This is a genomic window from Rahnella variigena, assembly GCF_003610915.1.
Lineage (GTDB): Bacteria > Pseudomonadota > Gammaproteobacteria > Enterobacterales > Enterobacteriaceae > Rahnella > Rahnella variigena.
Window position 1 is genome coordinate 1282665 of sequence record NZ_NSDJ01000001.1, and the last position, 17551, is coordinate 1300215.

Below are 17551 nucleotides of genomic sequence, written 5' to 3' on the forward strand. Positions count from 1 at the left end.
GATGTTGTCAGCTAAACCCCCTCCCGACCTCCCCCTTCGCAGGGGGAGGAGTTAATTAAAGCACTTCCCCGTTGCTCTCAATCACTTTCTGATACCAGCCGAAGCTCTCTTTTTTCGAGCGAGCCATGGTGCCGGTGCCATCGTCATTTTTATCCACGTGGATAAAGCCATAGCGTTTGCTGTACTGACCGGTGGTAAACGACACGCAGTCGATGCAGCCCCACGGCGTATAACCCATCAGATCCACACCATCTTCCAGCACCGCTTTTTTCATCTGCTCGATATGTGCTTTCAGATAAGCGATACGGTAATCGTCGTGAATGACGCCGTCATCACCCGCTTTGTCGATAGCACCAAAGCCATTCTCGACAATAAACAACGGCTTCTGATACCGCTCGTACAAAATATTCAGGGTGTAACGTAGCCCGACGGGATCAATCTGCCAGCCCCAGTCAGACGCTTTCACGTGCGGATTTGGCACGCTGCCAGCAAAGCCTGACAAGCCATTATCATCACTCGGATTGTGCGCTGAAATCGCGTTGCTCATGTAATAGCTCAGGCCGATGTAATCCGCGCAGCCGTCGCGCAGCGCCTGCAAATCGCCGTCTTCCATTTTGATGTTGAAGCCGCGACGTTCCCACTCTTTCAGCGCATACGCCGGGTAATAACCACGCATATGGACGTCGCTGAACAGGAAGCGTTCATGCATCGCCTCAACGGAATACATTACGTCGTCCGGATGGCAGGAAAACGGATACAGCGGCACCATGGCGATCATGCAGCCAATCTGGAAATCAGGGTTGATTTCATGACCGAGCCTGACCACTTTGGCGCTGGCAACGAACTGATGATGCAGCACCTGATACATCGTTTCTTCCGGATTTTCCTCCCCGGTAAATACCACGCCGGAGCAGCAATAACCGAACAACGGATATTTCCAGTTACGCTGGTTATTGATCTCGTTGAAGGTCATCCAGTATTTCACTTTGCCTTTGTAGCGTTCCATTACGACCTGGCTGAAACGTACAAAGAAATCCACTACCTGACGGTTTTTCCAGCCACCGTATTCCTTCACCAGATGCCACGGCATTTCGAAGTGGGAAAGGGTGATCACCGGCTCGATATTGTGTTTGAGCAGTTCATCAAACATGTCGTCATAGAATTGCAGACCGGCTTCATTTGGCTGTAATTCGTCACCGTTCGGGAAGATGCGCGTCCAGGCAATCGAGGTACGGAAACATTTGAAGCCCATTTCTGCGAACAGAGCGATGTCTTCTTTGTAGTGCGAATAAAAATCGACTGCTTCGTGATTCGGATAGCTGTAGCCGTCAAGCACGCCGTCGGTCATTACACGGTCAACGCCGTGCGCGCCGCCGGAAAGGACATCACAGATGCTGATGCCTTTGCCGCCTTTGTTCCAGCCGCCTTCCACCTGATGCGCCGCGACTGCGCCGCCCCATAAGAAATCTTTCGGTAACTGATGACTCATTTGATTCTCCCTGGATACTTATTGAGGGCAGATTGCTTCTGCCCTGTAGATCGTAATGTCAGATTTAATTCATTTCTGCCTGAGTGGCACGTCGGGTTTCTGCCTGAACTTTTTTGGTCGCGGCAACGTCGGGTTCATCTTTAAATCCGACCAGCCAGGTAAACAGCGCACCGAGCACAAAGGCGACGGTAATCGACAGCAGGAAACCGAGGAACTGCGGCATGTGGCCTTCTTTGAAGAACACCGGCAGTACGGCGATACCCGGCAGACAGTAGCTCCATGACACGGCGTTAAAGGAACCGGCGATCGCACCGCCGATACCGCCTGCGACACAGCTGCACAGGAATGGTTTTTTCAGGCGCAGCGCCACACCGTAAATTGCAGGTTCAGTGATACCAAACAGGCCGGTGACGCCAGCGGACAGCGAGATACCTTTCATTTCGCGGCTGCGGGTTTTCAGGTACACGCCAAACATACTGCCGGTCATCGCGAAGACCGCGGAAGCCTGCAGACCGGTAAAGGTGTCATAACCCAGCGTAGCGTAGTTGCCGACGGTGACCGGCGTAATACCCCAGTGAACGCCCAGCGTTACCAGAGGCTGCCAGAATGCACCTACCACGAAACCGGCAATGGTCGGGCTGAGGTGATAAAGCGTGTTGTATACGCCGCCAATCGCGCCACCAATCAGGTTTCCGACCGGGCCAAACACCAGCAGCGTCATCGGAACCATAATCGCGATACAGAACATCGGTGTGAACAGATTGCGGATAACTACCGGCAGCACTTTATTAAAGAAGTGCTCGATATACGACATTGCCCAGACCATCAGAATGATCGGGATAACAGACGCGGTATAGCTCAGGTATTTCACCGGAATGCCGAGGAAATCGAGCGTCGGCGCGGAAACCGGAATACCGACTACATTCTGCAGGATATTCGCCATATCAGGATTGCTGACCGCTTCACGCATCAGCTGTTGCATGGCCGGATCGGCGGAGTTGATCGACGTAATCTTAAACGCCGTCACCATATTCATGTAATCCGGGCTGATCAGCGCGCAGGCCGTAATCACTGCGGTAAACGGATTGACGTTGAATTTTTTGGCTGCGGTAAACGCAATCATCACCGGCAGGAAGGTAAACGCTGTCCAGGACACAAAGTTGAGAATACGGTAGGTGCCGCTGTTCGCGTCCATAATGCCGACGGCAGCGAGGAAGGAGATAATTCCCTGCAAAATACCGCACGCCGCAAGCTGATAAAGGAACGGTGTAAAGATGCTGGAGATAACATCCATCACGCGGCTGACGATGCCCACATTGGGCGCGGAAACCGGTGCGTTTTCGTCAATCTCAATCAGTTTCAGAACCTGTTTATAGGCGTCGCTCACATGGTTGCCGATCACTACCTGCATCTGGCCGCCGGCTTCGATAACTGTAATCACGCCTTTCACGCGTTTTAATTCTTCTTTATCGACGGCGTTATTATCTTTCAGAACAAAGCGTAAACGGGTGGCACAATGTGTGATGCTAATCACATTATTATCGCCGCCAATATATTTAACAATATCCTGAGCTGTCTGAGCGTAATCAATAGCCATTATTTATTATTCTCCTGCGGGTATACAGAGGTGAGCTTTTTTGTTTTTTTACTCGTTGGCAGGAGTGTAGCAAAAGAAAGGGTATTGTCACGATATAACAAAAAACAATTCGGGTGATTTGTTACATCTTAAAAACACCCTGTTTTTTCATTGCGCTGAGTCACGTTTTATTAAAGGTAATTTCTTTCCGATGGTTTCAATAATATAAAGTACGGGGATCTGAGTGGTAATATTATATTGACCTTCGAGCACGATTTGCGGCATGTGGTAGGAGATGTTGAGGTCTGCCATCCGCGCCAGCGTTGAGGTTTCGCTGTTGGTCAGGCTGATGATCTTGCAGTTATGCTGGCTGAACTGCGTGGCAAAACGCAGGACTTCTTCCGTTTCACCGGAGACAGAGAGAATAATGGCGATAGCATCTTTATACATATCGCTGTTGATCGGAAAATAAGGGTCGTCAATAAAGGTGCTGAATTTCCCGACATTAGAGAAAAAGCGTGCGCTGTATTTTCCGAGTGAACCGGATGTTCCTACGCCAACAAATATAATACGCTGGGCATTCGCTATTTGTTTTGCCGCTTCATCTAATAACTCATCGAACTCGCTGTTATTAATACTTTTGAAATAGCTGATGATCTCGCTAATTCCAAATGAAACAGGTGGCTTTTCTTCATGTTCTAAAAACAGTTTAAAACGGATACGAAACTCAGAGTAACCGTCGCAATCCATTTTCTTGCAAAAGCGCAGAACGGTTGTCGTTGAGACGCCCGCCGCATCAGCCAGTTCACGAATGGTCATGTACATGACCTTATCGCCATTTTTGACGATGTAGTTATAGACCGTCAGTTCCAGTTCGTTTAACGCTGAAATGGCTTTGTGTGTGAACATGTGATGCCTGTTTGCAAAGAGCTGATAAAGAAAGAAACGGTGTCAGAGATGTTTTAACATCGTCACTTCACAGTCGACATGGCCGGTATTGCCCATTGCGCCGTCAATGTGTTGAAAACCCAGACGCTCATACAGCGCGATAGCCTGTGTAAGACTGGCGGTGGTTTCCAGATAGCAGCGGGCAAAACCCTGTGAGCGCGCATGTTCAATGGCCTGAAGCGCCAGACGTTTCGCCAGCCCCTGACCGCGCAGGGAAGGCATGAAATACATCTTCTGTAATTCACACAAATCGTGTTCAGCGCCTGAGAGCGGAGCAACACCGCCGCCACCGGCGACCACACCATCCAGTTCCACCACCCAGTAAGCACAACGCGGCTGGCTGTAGCTTTCATACAGATGATCTAAATTCGGATCAGCGACGGTATAGCCTTTATCGGCAGTCAGGCCAAATTCGGCTGAAACGTGGCGGATTACGTTAGCGATGGCGGCATTATCTTCGGGACGGATCGGGCGCACCAGCACGCTGACAGGAAAGGTGGTCGTCATGTTGCTCACTTAGTTCCCACAATGAATAATCAAACAGACCGTTTTAATACCATCTTAGGGCGTGCAGATGCAACGCCGCAGGCGTGTCCCGCTGATTTTACTTATCTCAAATGAGAATTTTTTTCATTGGCAGAGCCAATAATTCGTTGCCTGCAAGGTCAGGGGCGTGATTAAATCTTCGACGTTATATATCGTGCTACGCAACCTTCTTTTTTAAGAAGGGTGTTTCTCATTCCTTTCAGGACGAAAGATAAAAATGTCAGATAATAATCACTACAACGATAACCTGCATCAGGTGCGTTTTCATGGCAAGGGCGGGGAATATTTCGCAATATGGCTGGTTAATGCATTATTAACCATCATTACTCTGGGGATTTATTCTGCCTGGGCGACCGTTCGTCGTCGCCGTTATTTTTTAGGTAATACCGAAATTAACGGAGATCGTTTTGACTATCACGCAAAGCCCATTCAAATATTGAAAGGGCGTCTGCTGGTGATCGGCGGCATTATTGTTTTCTATATTCTGGCGGCGATACTCCCTCAGTTAGCATTGTTGATTGCGCTGGCTTTTCTGGCGTTACTGCCGTGGGTAGTGATCCGCAGCTGGCGCTATAACGCGATCATGACCAGCTTCCGCGGTGTGCGTTTCAACTATCACTGCAAAGTGGGGCGTGCTTACTGGACAATGTATCTGTGCCCGATTTTATTAATGCTGGCGTTGTATATTCCGATTACTGCCGTGGTGTTGATTGCAGTTCAGATGGCCAGTATTAGCGCCATATTAATAAGCGTCATAATAGTTGTCGTGGCCTTGGTTCCGGGCGTTGCGGCGGTTCAGGGTATTATCAGCGCGATGACGCATGACTTGTACATCAATAATCACTTTTTCGGAAATACTGCTTTCCGCGCAGAGCTGAAAAAGTCGACCTTTATTAAGTACAGCTTATTAGCCATCGTATTATTCCTGCCTTTCCTGATTGTGGCGTTCTGGCTGATGGGCTCGTTCTTCACCACGATGTACCAGATGGTTGCGATGGGGGCGATGTCTGATGATATGGCCGGTGCAATGCTGTTAAGTAACTTGTTCAGCTTCCTCATGGCTTTCGTCGTGCTGATCGTCGGTGCATTGGTTGTGGCCAGTTATCAGGTGGTCGCCGTACGTAATTATGTCTTAAATCAGACGCACATCGGTGAGCGTGTAAAACTGCGTTCATCCATGAAAACCGCTTCTTATCTGGGACTGCTTTTCACCAATGCGCTGATTGTGGTCTTCTCGCTGGGTCTGGCAACGCCAGTGGCGCATGTCCGCGCTGCGCGATATATGGCGGAGCGCACTGCGGTGGTAGGCGATCTGTCCTTGCCTGACGTTAATGCTCATCATGATGCGGCCAATACAGCGGTAGCAGAAGAAGTCGTGCAGGCATTTGATCTCGGCATCGGTATGTAAAACATGATCATCGAAGGCTTTTATCAGCCTGCGGGACGGGCAGCACGTGAGGCTGCCCGCCTTTTTTTGGACGACGATCAGCGTCTGACTCTTGATGCGCCACCTGCAATTCAGGTTTTTTCTCTGCGCGATATTGAGGTTTCTGATGCGCTGGGTTCCATTCCTCTTTTTGTGACTTTTCCCGACGGTGGCCGTTTTGTGCCTGCTGATGACAGTGCGTTCCGGCGCTGGCTGCGGCAGCATCGCAGGCCGGGCTGGATATACCGCATGGAAAGCCATAAACGCGGCGTGCTTCTCACACTGGCAGCGACCTGCGTGCTGGTGGCCTTTTATATCTGGGGCGTGCTGCCGTGGACAAGCAATGTCATTGCGCAGCGAATTCCGACGACGATAGAACAAAATCTCGGGCGTCATACGCTGGCACTTTTGAGAGCCAGTGATTTCCGGGATTCGGCGTTGCCTGAGGAAAAACAGATAGCCCTTCAGCGGCTTTTTCAGCAACTGACGCCGCCTTCATTACGCCATGACCGTACGCCGGTCAGACTGAAATTGATGAATATCCCGGACCTCGCCAACGCGTTTATGCTGGCAGATGGCACGCTGATCCTCAGCGATAAACTGGTGGCATTGAGCCCCGGAGATGACGCACTGGCGGGTGTGATGTTGCACGAAATGGGTCATCACGCTTACCGGCATCCGATGCGCATGCTGGTGCGATCTTCGCTGGTATCACTGACGTTGTTGTGGATGACCGGCGATGTCAGCGGGATCGGGGATACGTTATTACAGACTGCATCGCTGGCGAATGAATTGCAGTTTTCGCGCGGGATGGAGCGTGAGGCGGATGACTGGGCGATTGTTGAAATGAAGCGGGAAGGGCGCTCGCTTGCGCAAATGGCTGAGATTTACCGTCGTTTGTCCGCAGAGGCGCAGAATGAGAAAGCGAATAAATATCTACCTGACTGGCTGAGTACGCATCCGGCTATGGCGTCGCGAATAGAGCATATCATGGAGGCTGAGAGGGAGTAGGTGTTGTTAGCAAAGGTGTCTGACGGGCTCTGCTAAAAGAACCCGTCAGACGTTAAAGCTTATTCGTAGGTTATGGTAAAGTTCGCCACCGCATTGGCTGGACCAGGTGCAATATCATCGGCAGTTTGTATATATGCCGCCGTCAGGGGAATGTCTAAGGCCCCTTGTTGGGTGGTTGTGGCAACAAATAATTTTTTGTCAAATTCAACCGGCGTATTATTCATTTTCAGCTGAATCCCTACGCCTTCCGCCCCGCCTTTGGTCAAATCAATAATACCGTTTCCCTGAGTAGAGGTGGCATCGAAGCTGATATTCACCGTGGTGTCTGCCAGGCATTGCAGAGGGATCTTGATATTTACCGGTGTGAGCGTTGAATTTTTACCGGTAAAATCTTCTTTTTTGGCAGTGCCCATCGGGACCGGAATAGCACTTGAACCGGTGATATCACACGATCTCCTTTTCACGAATATATCACCCATTTGTATTGTAAAATACTTATGGATTCCAGTACTGTCCTCAATTTGTACAGGGGCAAATATCCCCTGAGTTACGTTGCCGGGGACGATTTCCCCTGTATTAATAAATTCAACCCTGACCGTATTAATATAATAAGGGGTTTTGCCGTCCCCCTGAATGATTACATTCGAACCATCTGAGGTTACCATCTGGTCATTCACATAAACTCGGAGTCCTACTCCCTGGACACCACTGTTACTGGTTCTTGAATTAATGATGGAATACTGTGCAGTATTTATTGGTATGCTCCTTTTATATTCACCGGCGCAGGATTCAGTTATCTTAAGGTTCAGGTTGTAATTTTTGGTTGCTAAAACCCCGCCCACCGGAACGCTCTCATTTGCGATAACCTCGTCGTTTACCATCAGTACCACTGGGTTAGGTACAAAATCACAGGTGCCCAGCGCCATGGCGTTATTCACGCCACCGATCAATAACAGTAATCCCAGCAGTAACCGGAGACCTGGCTTGACAGCGCCGATTTTTATTAAAATATTGCTCAAATTCTTCATGTTACTTCCTCATGCCTTAGTGGCATTGCGCCGTAATTTGTTTGATCAGCGCAGACGGGTCACTGGCATTACTGCCAGCCAGCGTGTAAGCGCCTTTACACTGCTCGTTGCTGCCGTTGCCCCATTTCGCCATGATGTTGCCGGTTTCCGGCAGGCCGGTCAGGTACACTTCGCCGTTGTCACTGACAATGCCGGTGACGGTGCTGTCTTTATCCAGCAGGCTGACGGTGGCACCAAATGGCACCGGTTTACCCATGAACAACATTTGCACTAAAGCACGCTGACCGACGCGGGTTTTGAAGTCCGCACGCACTACCGCGCCGCGGGTTGGGATCACCGTCTGGGTGTTCATGTCCATATCCACATCATCAGCAAAGCTTTCGGTTTCCAGCGTCACGCTGTTTTTACGGTATGGCTGGGCATACGGCACGACCGCATAGCCACGCCAGTCGGTGTGCACGCCGCTGTTGTTTTCGACATCAACGTCATCGGCTCCCGGCGCTTTCACCAGCGCGATGGTATCGCCCAGCGGTTGTGACAGCGTGATGCCGTTTTCGTGGATCAGTACGCCGCCCTGAATGCCGTAGCTCCACTGGCGGGTATCCTGGTCATAGCTGTAACCGAGGCTGCCTTCGCCGGAGCCGCCTTTGTAATCCATGCTGGCATTACCGGACGCACCGCTGCCCTGATTTTCATATCCCTGCTGTGCGGAATAACTCAGGTTTTTATCATCCAGCAAGGTGCCGCTGATACCGGCCTGCTGAACGGTAGAACCATGACGTTTGGTGCTCATGTTGTAGGTTGCCCAGGTGCCGGATGGCCCCATGAACTTATCGAGCGGCACCGACATGTTGAAGGCAAACACCTGATCTGCCTCGGTCATGCCCGGGTTTTTCGAGTAGTTGTAGTTAAAGCCGTAGGAGATGCCGTAAATGCTGGTGTTGTAACCGAGCTGTAACAGCTTCTCTTTACCGTCGCCGCCCCAGTAATCCTGCTGGCTGCCGCTGACATAAATCGACCCGTAGTCGCCGATTGACTGGTTGACGGATAACTGCATTTTGCTGCGCTGATTGTGCGAGCGGTTATAGTTGTCGAAATCGTTGTCGGTGTCTTTCTGGTAATCCTGCACGTCACTGAAGGCGTAGTAGCCTTCGGTAGAGTAACGGTAACCGGCGATTTGCAGGTTAGTGTCCGTTGCCTCAAAGTTCTTGGCATACATCGCCCGGTAGGACTGACCTTTTTTGGTGCCCAGCGCATCATCAAACTCGCTGGTGGCTTGGGTGGCATCAAATGACACAGCACCCACGGAACCTAAGTCAAAACCAACGCCGACGTTAGCCGCACGATAGTTTTCGGCATACTGCACGCCACCGTAGACGGTGGTGCGCGCCGTCAGACCGTAAATATTGGACAGCTGAATAAAGTTCGGGGTCTGAGTATCGTCATTACCTGAACGATATTTACCCAGGGCCAGGTTGTATTTGAAGCGGCCTTCACGTTGCAAAATCGGCACTGAACTGGTGGCGATGTTGAATTTGGTGGTAGAGCCGTCAGATTCCGTTACCGTCACTTCCATATCGCCGCCGTTACCGGAAGGATAGAGATCCGTGATGGCGAACGGCCCCGGCGAAACGTTGGACTGGTAGATCACATAGCCATTCTGTTTGATAGTGACCTGTGCATTAGACTTGGCAATGCCTCGCACTGTCGGCGCAAACTGGCTCATGGAATCCGGCAGCATCTGGTCGTCGGAGGCCAGTTGCGCACCGGTAAACTGGATGCTATCAAACACGTCGGCGGGCGTGGAATATTCGCCCAGCGTCAGTTGCCCGCCCTGCAGGAAACGCACGTCTCGCTGCACATAGGTATTTATTGATTCGAACTTGCTGGTGCTGGTGTCTTCGCCGCCGTGCGAGCCGTCATCTTGCTGATTGCTGTAGGTCGAATAGTTACGCAGACGCCACGCGCCGAGGTTCGCCCCGCTGCGCAGGTTAACGAAGTTACTCTTTGACTGACCGCTGTCGTCGCGCTGCGTGGTAGAGCCGGAATAGCTGTAATTGAGCATAAAGGCGGCGATACCGTTATCCCAGCGCTTCGGGTCAACCGAGTTGCGCGGGCGCATATTTACACCGATTTGCGGTACGGTAATGTCATAACGCTTGCGGTTTATATCAAGATTTTCAGTGGCCTGCGGCACATAGGCACTCAGTGGCTTGGTCAGCTGTGCATCAGGTGCAACGGCTTTCAGATCCGGAAATGCGTCCAGCTTGACGCCGTATTCCGCCATCTCCGCCGGGGTGATTGCCCCGTAGAGTTTACCGGGTGCATCCGGCAGGCTGACAAACTCAACGTTACGTGAGTCGACCTGCTGGTTATTCAGGTAGATATCCACCTGATAAGTGCCGGGCATCTGCCCGCCCTTTTCAGCGAAATAATCCAGATTGACGTTTTCCATATCGCCGCCATCACCGACGGCTTTAAGCATTTCCGCGTTAAACGTTTCTGCAGAAAAAGCCAACCCGGGAAGAGATAACAATATGAAAAAGGATAAGGGTTTTAATAAAAAAGAGCGGGCAGCAGCGTTACCGTTAAATGCGCCGCTCTTTCTTTTATCACCTTTTCTTCTGGTGTTGTCTTTGTCCTGACGATTTTTAATATTGTTATTTTCCATAATAAACAGACATTCCCGATTTTAATTTTTCAACTTAATTAAATTGATGCTTTGGCTTTTTCTGTTAATCCGCCGAAGTCATTAATAGCCTGCCAGACGATGCTGTTTCCCATCGGAATATTGTCAATTTTTAGCGAGGATTTTGGTGGCACCATATAACCTTCTTTTAACTCTTTGCCATTGATGCTGATTTTAGTCATGTTGACGTAATAAGGCGTCGGGTTACTGGCAGTGATTGCGCTGCCTGAGCGTGTGAAAGTCAGTTGCTGATACGCTTTGGCAATCGCGTCTTTATTGTTCAATGCCGTCGGGCGATAGATCAGTTTGATGCGGGTATTGATAGAGAACTGCAGGGAATTCTTTTCTTTAGATGCAGGAGGAATAGCCAGCGTGTTGATCCAGTAAACAGACTCTTTGTCCTGCGCTAATGACGACGAAGTTTGGGTAATACGCACGGCATTATCCTGACCTGGTTCGATGCGGAACAGAGGCGGAGTGATAATAAAAGGTACCTTCTCACCTGCTTTGTCAGAACTTACCCAGGAGCGAATAAGATAAACATTAGAGTCTTCGGTATTTTTAACAGAGAGTGAAGCCTCTTTCATATTGCCGTTATAGATAACGCGGGTGGCACCGACAGAAAAACCAGCAAATGAAGGTGCAGATAATGCGATCAGCAATAAAGATAAAATGGACTTTTTATAAAATGACATAATTAACCTTAATAGTTGAAGGTAATGATCTCACTGTAATTTTGATGGAATTAGATGAAATGGCTGAGGGTTACCTCAGCCATTTTATTAAAAAACACACGTATTACAGAGGATATTACTCGTAAGACATAGTGAAAGTTACTGGCACATCAATAGTACCTGCAACAGCAGCACTTTCAGTGGTGGTTTTAGTTAAACCAACCAGGTAGTTCAGGGTATTTGTTGCACCAGGAACGATTTCTTGAGCACCACCAAATTCTTTTGGTGTAATTACAGTGTTGGTTGCAGCATCGGAAATCACAATACCCACGTAACGTGCAGTTGAGTTACCAACAAATACATTTGGGGTAATGCCAGAAGTTTTGCCATCAAGCTTAATTTTAGCAACAGACAAACCTTCCGGGCAGCCAGCCAGCGTGATGCTGAATGGTCGCTGCAAGCCTGCTGAAGTACCACCAGCAGCCATATTATTTAATGATGATGCAGCGTAGCTATCAAAAGTCACTGGCACGACAGTGCTGCTTGCAGCAACTGAACAAGAGCTTGCGCTCACTTCACCGGTGAAGTTCAGGGAACCATCATCTGCCTGAGCAGCTGAAACACCCAGACCCAACATAACAACTACAGCAGCACTTAATTTTTTCATATTCATGATCGGTTTAATCCTTTTAACCAAATTCTATTAACTTGGTGTTTAATTTTCAGCAAGCTAATAAATCGGGAAATATTAGTTGTAAGACAGAACAAAAGTAGTTGTTGCGTTGAATGCACCACCGGTAACGTCTGTAGAGGTAGACATTGCTGCCGCTTCCAGATTAATGGTCGCAACGCCGGTTTCAGCATTGATCGGTGCAGCTGCAGAAGCAGAATGCATTGGGATCAGGTCGCCGCCTTTGTTGTAAATCGCAATACCCAGGCCGCTTGCCGTTGAATCGGAAGCCAGTGCCAGCAACTGGTTGTTAGTTGCATCAGATGCACCGTTCGCAGTAAACATTACGCCAGTCTGAGAAATAGGGCATTCAGTCAGGTTCAGGACGATGTCTTTTTTCTCTGAAATTGCGCCAACTTCTGCAAAGCTTTCAGCGGACAGGGTATCAAATGGCACGTCAGTGGTGCTGCTTGCATCAACTGTGCATGAAGTTGCAATAAGAGTACCAGTAACATTCAAAGTACCAGTATCACCAGCGTTTGCGCCCATTGCTGCAACCATACCGGCAGCCAGTACACTCATTTTAAAAAACGAAGTCATTTTCATTACTATTCCTTTATTTTAACAAACACGCTCTTCATAAGAGCGGGTGGTGGATGATAAAGAGATTTTATAAGCCGGTACCCCTTATCGTTGGAGCGCATTATTCCTAGTTGTCGTATGAATCACCATGGCATTCACTGAATGTACTATTCAGTAAACTTAAGAATGGATATATCTGTATGAATCATGGTGGATTTATACGATATTTTTATTTTTGAAAAAATACGGCGGATTTCAATTTAAGTTAGTTAAAGGTATAGTTTAGTAAAGTGTATTTAATACCTGATATATCCCTTTGTTTGTTGTTATTAGTTTTATCCTTAAGAGACTATTAATAATGAATCCCCATCTTTTACTCATCAAATTATAAGAAATTTAAGTACAGGTAAGGAGACCAAAATTGAGTATCTTGACTATGATAGATGGTGAGGATGCGAACTCACGCATTTCACCAGAGATCAGAGGACTGGACAGCATGAAAGAAAACACGCTCACCGATCGTTTTAAGATGGTGAAGAATTTTGATCTCAATCTTTTAACCACCTTTGAGGCAGTTTTTATTCATCGCAGTGGGACGAAAGCCGCGGATGCACTGGGCATCACCCCTTCAGCTGTCAGCCAGGCTCTGGGGCGTTTACGTATTCATTATAATGATGCGTTGTTTATCAGGGACGGAAAGGCGCTGGCGCCGACCACCGTCGCGATTGGTATACATGAAGGGCTGGCTGAAGCTTATGACAATATGATTGCCAAGCTGCAGAATATTTCGTTTGATTCTCTGCCGACCCGACTTGTGGTTCACTGCTCGCCATACATCTCTATGTTTACGATTAACGTAATGCGTAAGGTGCTGGACGAAATTGCACCCGACTGTGAGATAGTGCACAGCATCAGCGGCAATTCGATTGCTGAAGCGGAAGATGCGCTGATTTTCCGTAAGGCTGACATTATTTTCGATATACATCCTCACGTAAGTCACTCTCGTGTCAGTCAGCATATTTCCAGTGAAATACCGGTGATGATTTGCCGGAAATCTCATCCGCGCCTGAACGGTAGCCTGACACGAGAGCAGGCCGCGGAGGAAAGCCATATTTTTGTAGATTCCGAGAGTGCCAGTCTTTTGTCTAACCGGTTGGATGTGAATGCTCTGCTGCAACTTGACAGGAAATGTCGGTTTATCAGCCCTTCGCTGCTTTCTATTATTTCGATGGTTGAATCATCCGATATGCTGGCTTTTGTTACGGAACGTTTCTATCAAAAAATGAAAGACTCTTTTGATATTCAAAGGCTCGAGATGGAAGTGACGTTGCCTTCTCAGCCGATCTATATGATTTATAATAAAGCTGCACTCAATAACCAGTTTTTCTCCACGCTGGTGAGAAAGATGACAGATATCTTTATGCAGGAGTTTCAGAACAATACCCCGCGTTAATCAGGTTGTTGCAGAAATAAAAAATGCCAGTCAGGTTTCCCTGACTGGCATTTGTTTATATAAGGTTTAACGCTTATATCAGGCTAAGATTACAGCGCCGCGATCGTGGCTTTCTGTTCTGCCAGTTTCACTTTTGCATCACCGCAGGCAGCAAGACGTTCGCGCTCTTTAGCGACAACGGCTTCAGGCGCACGCGCCACAAAACCTTCGTTAGACAGTTTGCCTTCGATGGACGCAATCTCGCCATCCAGCTTCACCATCTCTTTGTCCAGACGCGCCAGCTCGGCATCTTTATCAATCAGACCGGCCATCGGGATCAGCAGCTCTGCGCCTTCCACCAGTTTGGTGACAGACACCGGGCCTTTGTCGCCGGCAGGCAGAACGGTGATGGATCCCAGACGCGCCAGAGACTTAATGAAGCTCAGGTTCTGTTCCACACGACGCTGTGCATCGGCACTTGCGCCGCGCAACAGCAGTTCCAGCGGTTTGGCCGGAGACAGGTTCATCTCGGCACGCACATTACGGATAGCGATGATCGCCTGCTTGATCCACTCGAGATCGGCCAGCGCCAGTTCGTCTGCTTTCGCTGCATCAAACTCAGGGAAAGGTTGCAGCATAATCGTTTCTGCTGTGATGCCTTTCAGCGATTTCACGCGTTGCCAGATGGTTTCGGTGATGAACGGAATGATCGGATGCGCAAGACGCAGCAGACCTTCCAGCACTTCTACCAGCGTATGGCGGGTGCCGCGCAGTTGCGCTTCGTTGCCACCGTTCATGACCGGCTTGGTCAGCTCCAGATACCAGTCGCAGAACTGGTTCCAGGTGAATTCATACAGAATGCTGGCAGCCAGATCGAAGCGGTAGTTATCCATCGCTTCACGGTACGATTTCACCGTGCGGTTATATTCCGCGAGGATCCAGCGGTCAGCCAGTGACAGCTCAAGTTCGCCGCCGTTGAGGCCACAATCCTGATCTTCGGTGTTCATCAGCACGAAGCGGCTGGCGTTCCACAGTTTGTTACAGAAGTTGCGGTAGCCTTCAAGACGCTTCATATCCCAGTTGATGTCACGACCGGTAGACGCCAGCGCGGCCAGCGTGAAGCGCAGGGCATCGGTGCCGTGCGGTTCGATGCCGTTCGGGAATTGCTTCTCGGTGCGCTTGCGGATTTTCTCTGCCAGCTGCGGCTGCATCATGTTGCCGGTACGTTTTTCCAGCAGGTCTTCCAGCGAGATACCGTCGATCATATCCAGCGGATCGATAACGTTGCCTTTGGACTTGGACATTTTCTGCCCTTCGTCGTCGCGGATAAGACCGGTCATGTAAACGGTGTTAAACGGAACCTGTGGCTTGCCGTTTTCGTCTTTCACGAAGTGCATGGTCATCATGATCATGCGCGCGATCCAGAAGAAGATAATATCGAAGCCGCTGACGACCACGCTTGAAGGGTGGAATGCTTTCAGGTCAGGCGTCTGTTCTGGCCAGCCCAGCGTGGAGAATGTCCACAGACCGGAAGAGAACCAGGTGTCGAGCACGTCTTCATCCTGAGTCAGCACAACGTCTGCGCCCAGATTATTTTCACTGCGCACTTCCGCTTCGTCACGGCCAACAAACACGTTGCCTTCGGCGTCATACCACGCAGGAATGCGGTGTCCCCACCACAGCTGACGAGAAATACACCAGTCCTGAATGTCACGCATCCAGCTGAAATACATGTTTTCGTACTGTTTAGGTACGAACTGGATTTCACCTTGCTCAACGGCTTCTACAGCGACTTTTGCCAGCGGCGCAGTACGCACGTACCACTGATCAGTCAGCATCGGCTCGATTACTACGCCCCCACGGTCGCCGTAAGGAACGGTCAGATCGTGAGGTTTGATTTCTTCCAGCAGGCCGGCTTCGTCAAATGCAGCGACCACGGCTTTACGCGCAGCAAAGCGCTCCAGGCCACGGAACTGCTCAGGAATATCGCTGGCACATGCATCGCTTTCTTCGCCGTTAGTATCAAATACTTCAGCGGTCTGGCGGATATCGCCATCGAAAGTCAGGATGTTGATCATCGGCAGGCCGTGACGTTTACCGACTTCATAGTCGTTAAAGTCATGCGCAGGGGTGATCTTCACGCAGCCGGTGCCTTTTTCCATGTCGGCGTGTTCATCGCCAACAATCGGAATACGACGTCCCACCAGCGGCAGAATGATCTCTTTGCCGATCAGATCTTTATAACGTGGGTCTTCCGGGTTAACCGCCACGCCGGTATCACCGAGCACGGTTTCCGGACGGGTAGTGGCGACCACCAGATAATCTTTGCCTTCAGCGGTTTTCGCGCCGTCAGCCAGCGGATAACGCAGGTGCCACATGGACCCTTTGGATTCGCGGTTTTCGACTTCCAGATCAGAGATAGCGGTACGCAGTTTCGGATCCCAGTTCACCAGGCGTTTGCCGCGGTAAATCAGATCTTCTTTGTACAGACGTACAAAGACTTCGCGCACGGCGTTGGAAAGGCCTTCATCCATGGTGAAGCGCTCGCGCTCCCAGTCCACGGAATCGCCCAGACGGCGCATCTGACGGGTGATCGTGCCGCCGGATTCTGCTTTCCACTCCCAGATTTTGTCGATGAATGCATCACGGCCATAGTCGTGACGGGTTTTGCCTTCTTCAGCCGCGATTTTACGCTCAACCACCATCTGCGTTGCGATACCCGCATGGTCGGTACCCGCCTGCCACAGCGTATTTTTACCCTGCATGCGCTGATAGCGGATCATGGCGTCCATGATGGTTTGCTGGAAAGCATGACCCATGTGCAAGCTGCCGGTAACGTTCGGCGGCGGGATCATGATGGCAAAGCTTTCTTTACTGGTATCACCATGCGGCTTGAAATAGCCCTGTTGTTCCCAGTGCTCGTAAAGCGGCTGCTCGATGTCTTGCGGGTTATATGTCTTATCCATTTCGCTTCGTATTTTCGTCGGTCGATGTGGTGACTGAGGGCGGCGTGGCCGTCGTCAAAGAGAAACCCACGCTGCGATAGGCTTTGTAGCGTTCGCGCGCAAGCTGTTTAAGGGAATCTTCGTAAGGAACGAAGTCTACCACTTCATGGAAAGCAGTAGCAAAATCTGCAAATTCTGGCATCAGGCTGATCAGCAGGTCGCGCGGCGCATTGCCGCGTTTGCCCGGCCAGCATAACTCGACCGGGGCACCAAAGCGCGGGCCTTCTCCGGCCAGATTGTGCGGGACAAAGTGACTGGGATCGCGCTGCCAGAGCGCTTCATCCAGACGCTCGGCCTGTTTCTGATCTTCACAGGCCAGCAGAACACGTTTGCCCATCCGGTAACGTTCAGCGGCGACCAGACAGGCCAGCGCTTCGTGTGAGCTAAGCTCGCCACTGGCGTCGGGCGCATCGAGAAGAAAGAAGGTTGCCTGTTTCATGATGAGTTCACTGTGCTGCTGAGAAAAAAACAGGGG

At 50.0% G+C, this 17551-nt stretch carries 14 protein-coding genes; 3 read left to right on the forward strand and 11 right to left on the reverse strand.

Features of this window, described 5'->3' with window-relative positions:
• Positions 1–55 precede the first annotated feature (55 nt).
• The 4 genes from CKQ54_RS05990 to CKQ54_RS06005 form a co-directional block, all read right to left on the reverse strand.
• Positions 56–1489: a 6-phospho-beta-glucosidase gene (locus CKQ54_RS05990; RefSeq protein ID WP_113876754.1), complete on the reverse strand. Its 1434-nt coding sequence runs from the start codon at positions 1487–1489 to the stop codon at positions 56–58.
• A gap of 64 nt (positions 1490–1553) precedes the next feature.
• Positions 1554–3086 (reverse strand): PTS transporter subunit EIIC, encoded by a 1533-nt coding sequence (locus tag CKQ54_RS05995; protein WP_113876755.1) that lies wholly within the window; start codon positions 3084–3086, stop codon positions 1554–1556.
• A gap of 147 nt (positions 3087–3233) precedes the next feature.
• Positions 3234–3974: a MurR/RpiR family transcriptional regulator gene (locus CKQ54_RS06000; RefSeq protein WP_112289436.1), complete on the reverse strand. Its 741-nt coding sequence runs from the start codon at positions 3972–3974 to the stop codon at positions 3234–3236.
• Positions 3975–4016: 42 nt separating this feature from the next.
• Complete coding sequence (locus CKQ54_RS06005; RefSeq protein WP_120162208.1) at positions 4017–4520, reverse strand: GNAT family N-acetyltransferase; 504 nt, start codon at positions 4518–4520, stop codon at positions 4017–4019.
• A gap of 256 nt (positions 4521–4776) precedes the next feature.
• On the opposite strand from CKQ54_RS06005, the gene CKQ54_RS06010 reads away from it, so the two are divergent.
• Entirely contained in the window at positions 4777–5967 is a 1191-nt protein-coding gene (locus tag CKQ54_RS06010; RefSeq protein WP_120162126.1) for a YjgN family protein, read from the forward strand.
• Positions 5968–5970: 3 nt separating this feature from the next.
• Positions 5971–6996: a M48 family metallopeptidase gene (locus CKQ54_RS06015; protein ID WP_120162125.1), complete on the forward strand. Its 1026-nt coding sequence runs from the start codon at positions 5971–5973 to the stop codon at positions 6994–6996.
• Between the two features lie 59 nt (positions 6997–7055).
• Here CKQ54_RS06015 and CKQ54_RS06020 read toward each other — a convergent pair whose 3' ends face one another.
• From CKQ54_RS06020 to CKQ54_RS06040, 5 genes are all read right to left on the reverse strand, one after another.
• On the reverse strand, positions 7056–8024 hold the full coding sequence (locus CKQ54_RS06020) for a fimbrial protein (RefSeq protein WP_120162124.1): 969 nt from the start codon (positions 8022–8024) through the stop codon (positions 7056–7058).
• Positions 8025–8040: 16 nt separating this feature from the next.
• On the reverse strand, positions 8041–10695 hold the full coding sequence (locus tag CKQ54_RS06025) for a fimbria/pilus outer membrane usher protein (protein WP_120162123.1): 2655 nt from the start codon (positions 10693–10695) through the stop codon (positions 8041–8043).
• A gap of 38 nt (positions 10696–10733) precedes the next feature.
• Entirely contained in the window at positions 10734–11408 is a 675-nt protein-coding gene (locus tag CKQ54_RS06030; RefSeq protein WP_120162122.1) for a fimbrial biogenesis chaperone, read from the reverse strand.
• 115 nt (positions 11409–11523) lie between these two features.
• Complete coding sequence (locus tag CKQ54_RS06035; protein WP_120162121.1) at positions 11524–12060, reverse strand: fimbrial protein; 537 nt, start codon at positions 12058–12060, stop codon at positions 11524–11526.
• Between the two features lie 75 nt (positions 12061–12135).
• Positions 12136–12663, reverse strand: coding sequence for a fimbrial protein (locus CKQ54_RS06040; protein WP_120162120.1), 528 nt, complete (start codon positions 12661–12663; stop codon positions 12136–12138).
• Between the two features lie 397 nt (positions 12664–13060).
• Between CKQ54_RS06040 and CKQ54_RS06045 the strand changes: the two genes are divergently transcribed.
• Positions 13061–14092: a LysR family transcriptional regulator gene (locus tag CKQ54_RS06045; protein ID WP_244220171.1), complete on the forward strand. Its 1032-nt coding sequence runs from the start codon at positions 13061–13063 to the stop codon at positions 14090–14092.
• Between the two features lie 89 nt (positions 14093–14181).
• On the opposite strand, the gene CKQ54_RS06050 is transcribed toward CKQ54_RS06045, so the two are convergent.
• Positions 14182–17037 (reverse strand): valine--tRNA ligase, encoded by a 2856-nt coding sequence (locus CKQ54_RS06050; protein WP_120162118.1) that lies wholly within the window; start codon positions 17035–17037, stop codon positions 14182–14184.
• The gene (locus CKQ54_RS06055) at positions 17030–17515 is read right to left on the reverse strand and encodes a DNA polymerase III subunit chi (RefSeq protein WP_112289445.1); all 486 of its coding nucleotides are present in this window, start codon (positions 17513–17515) and stop codon (positions 17030–17032) included. Before CKQ54_RS06055 ends, CKQ54_RS06050 begins: the two co-directional genes overlap by 8 nt.
• Positions 17516–17551 lie beyond the last annotated feature (36 nt).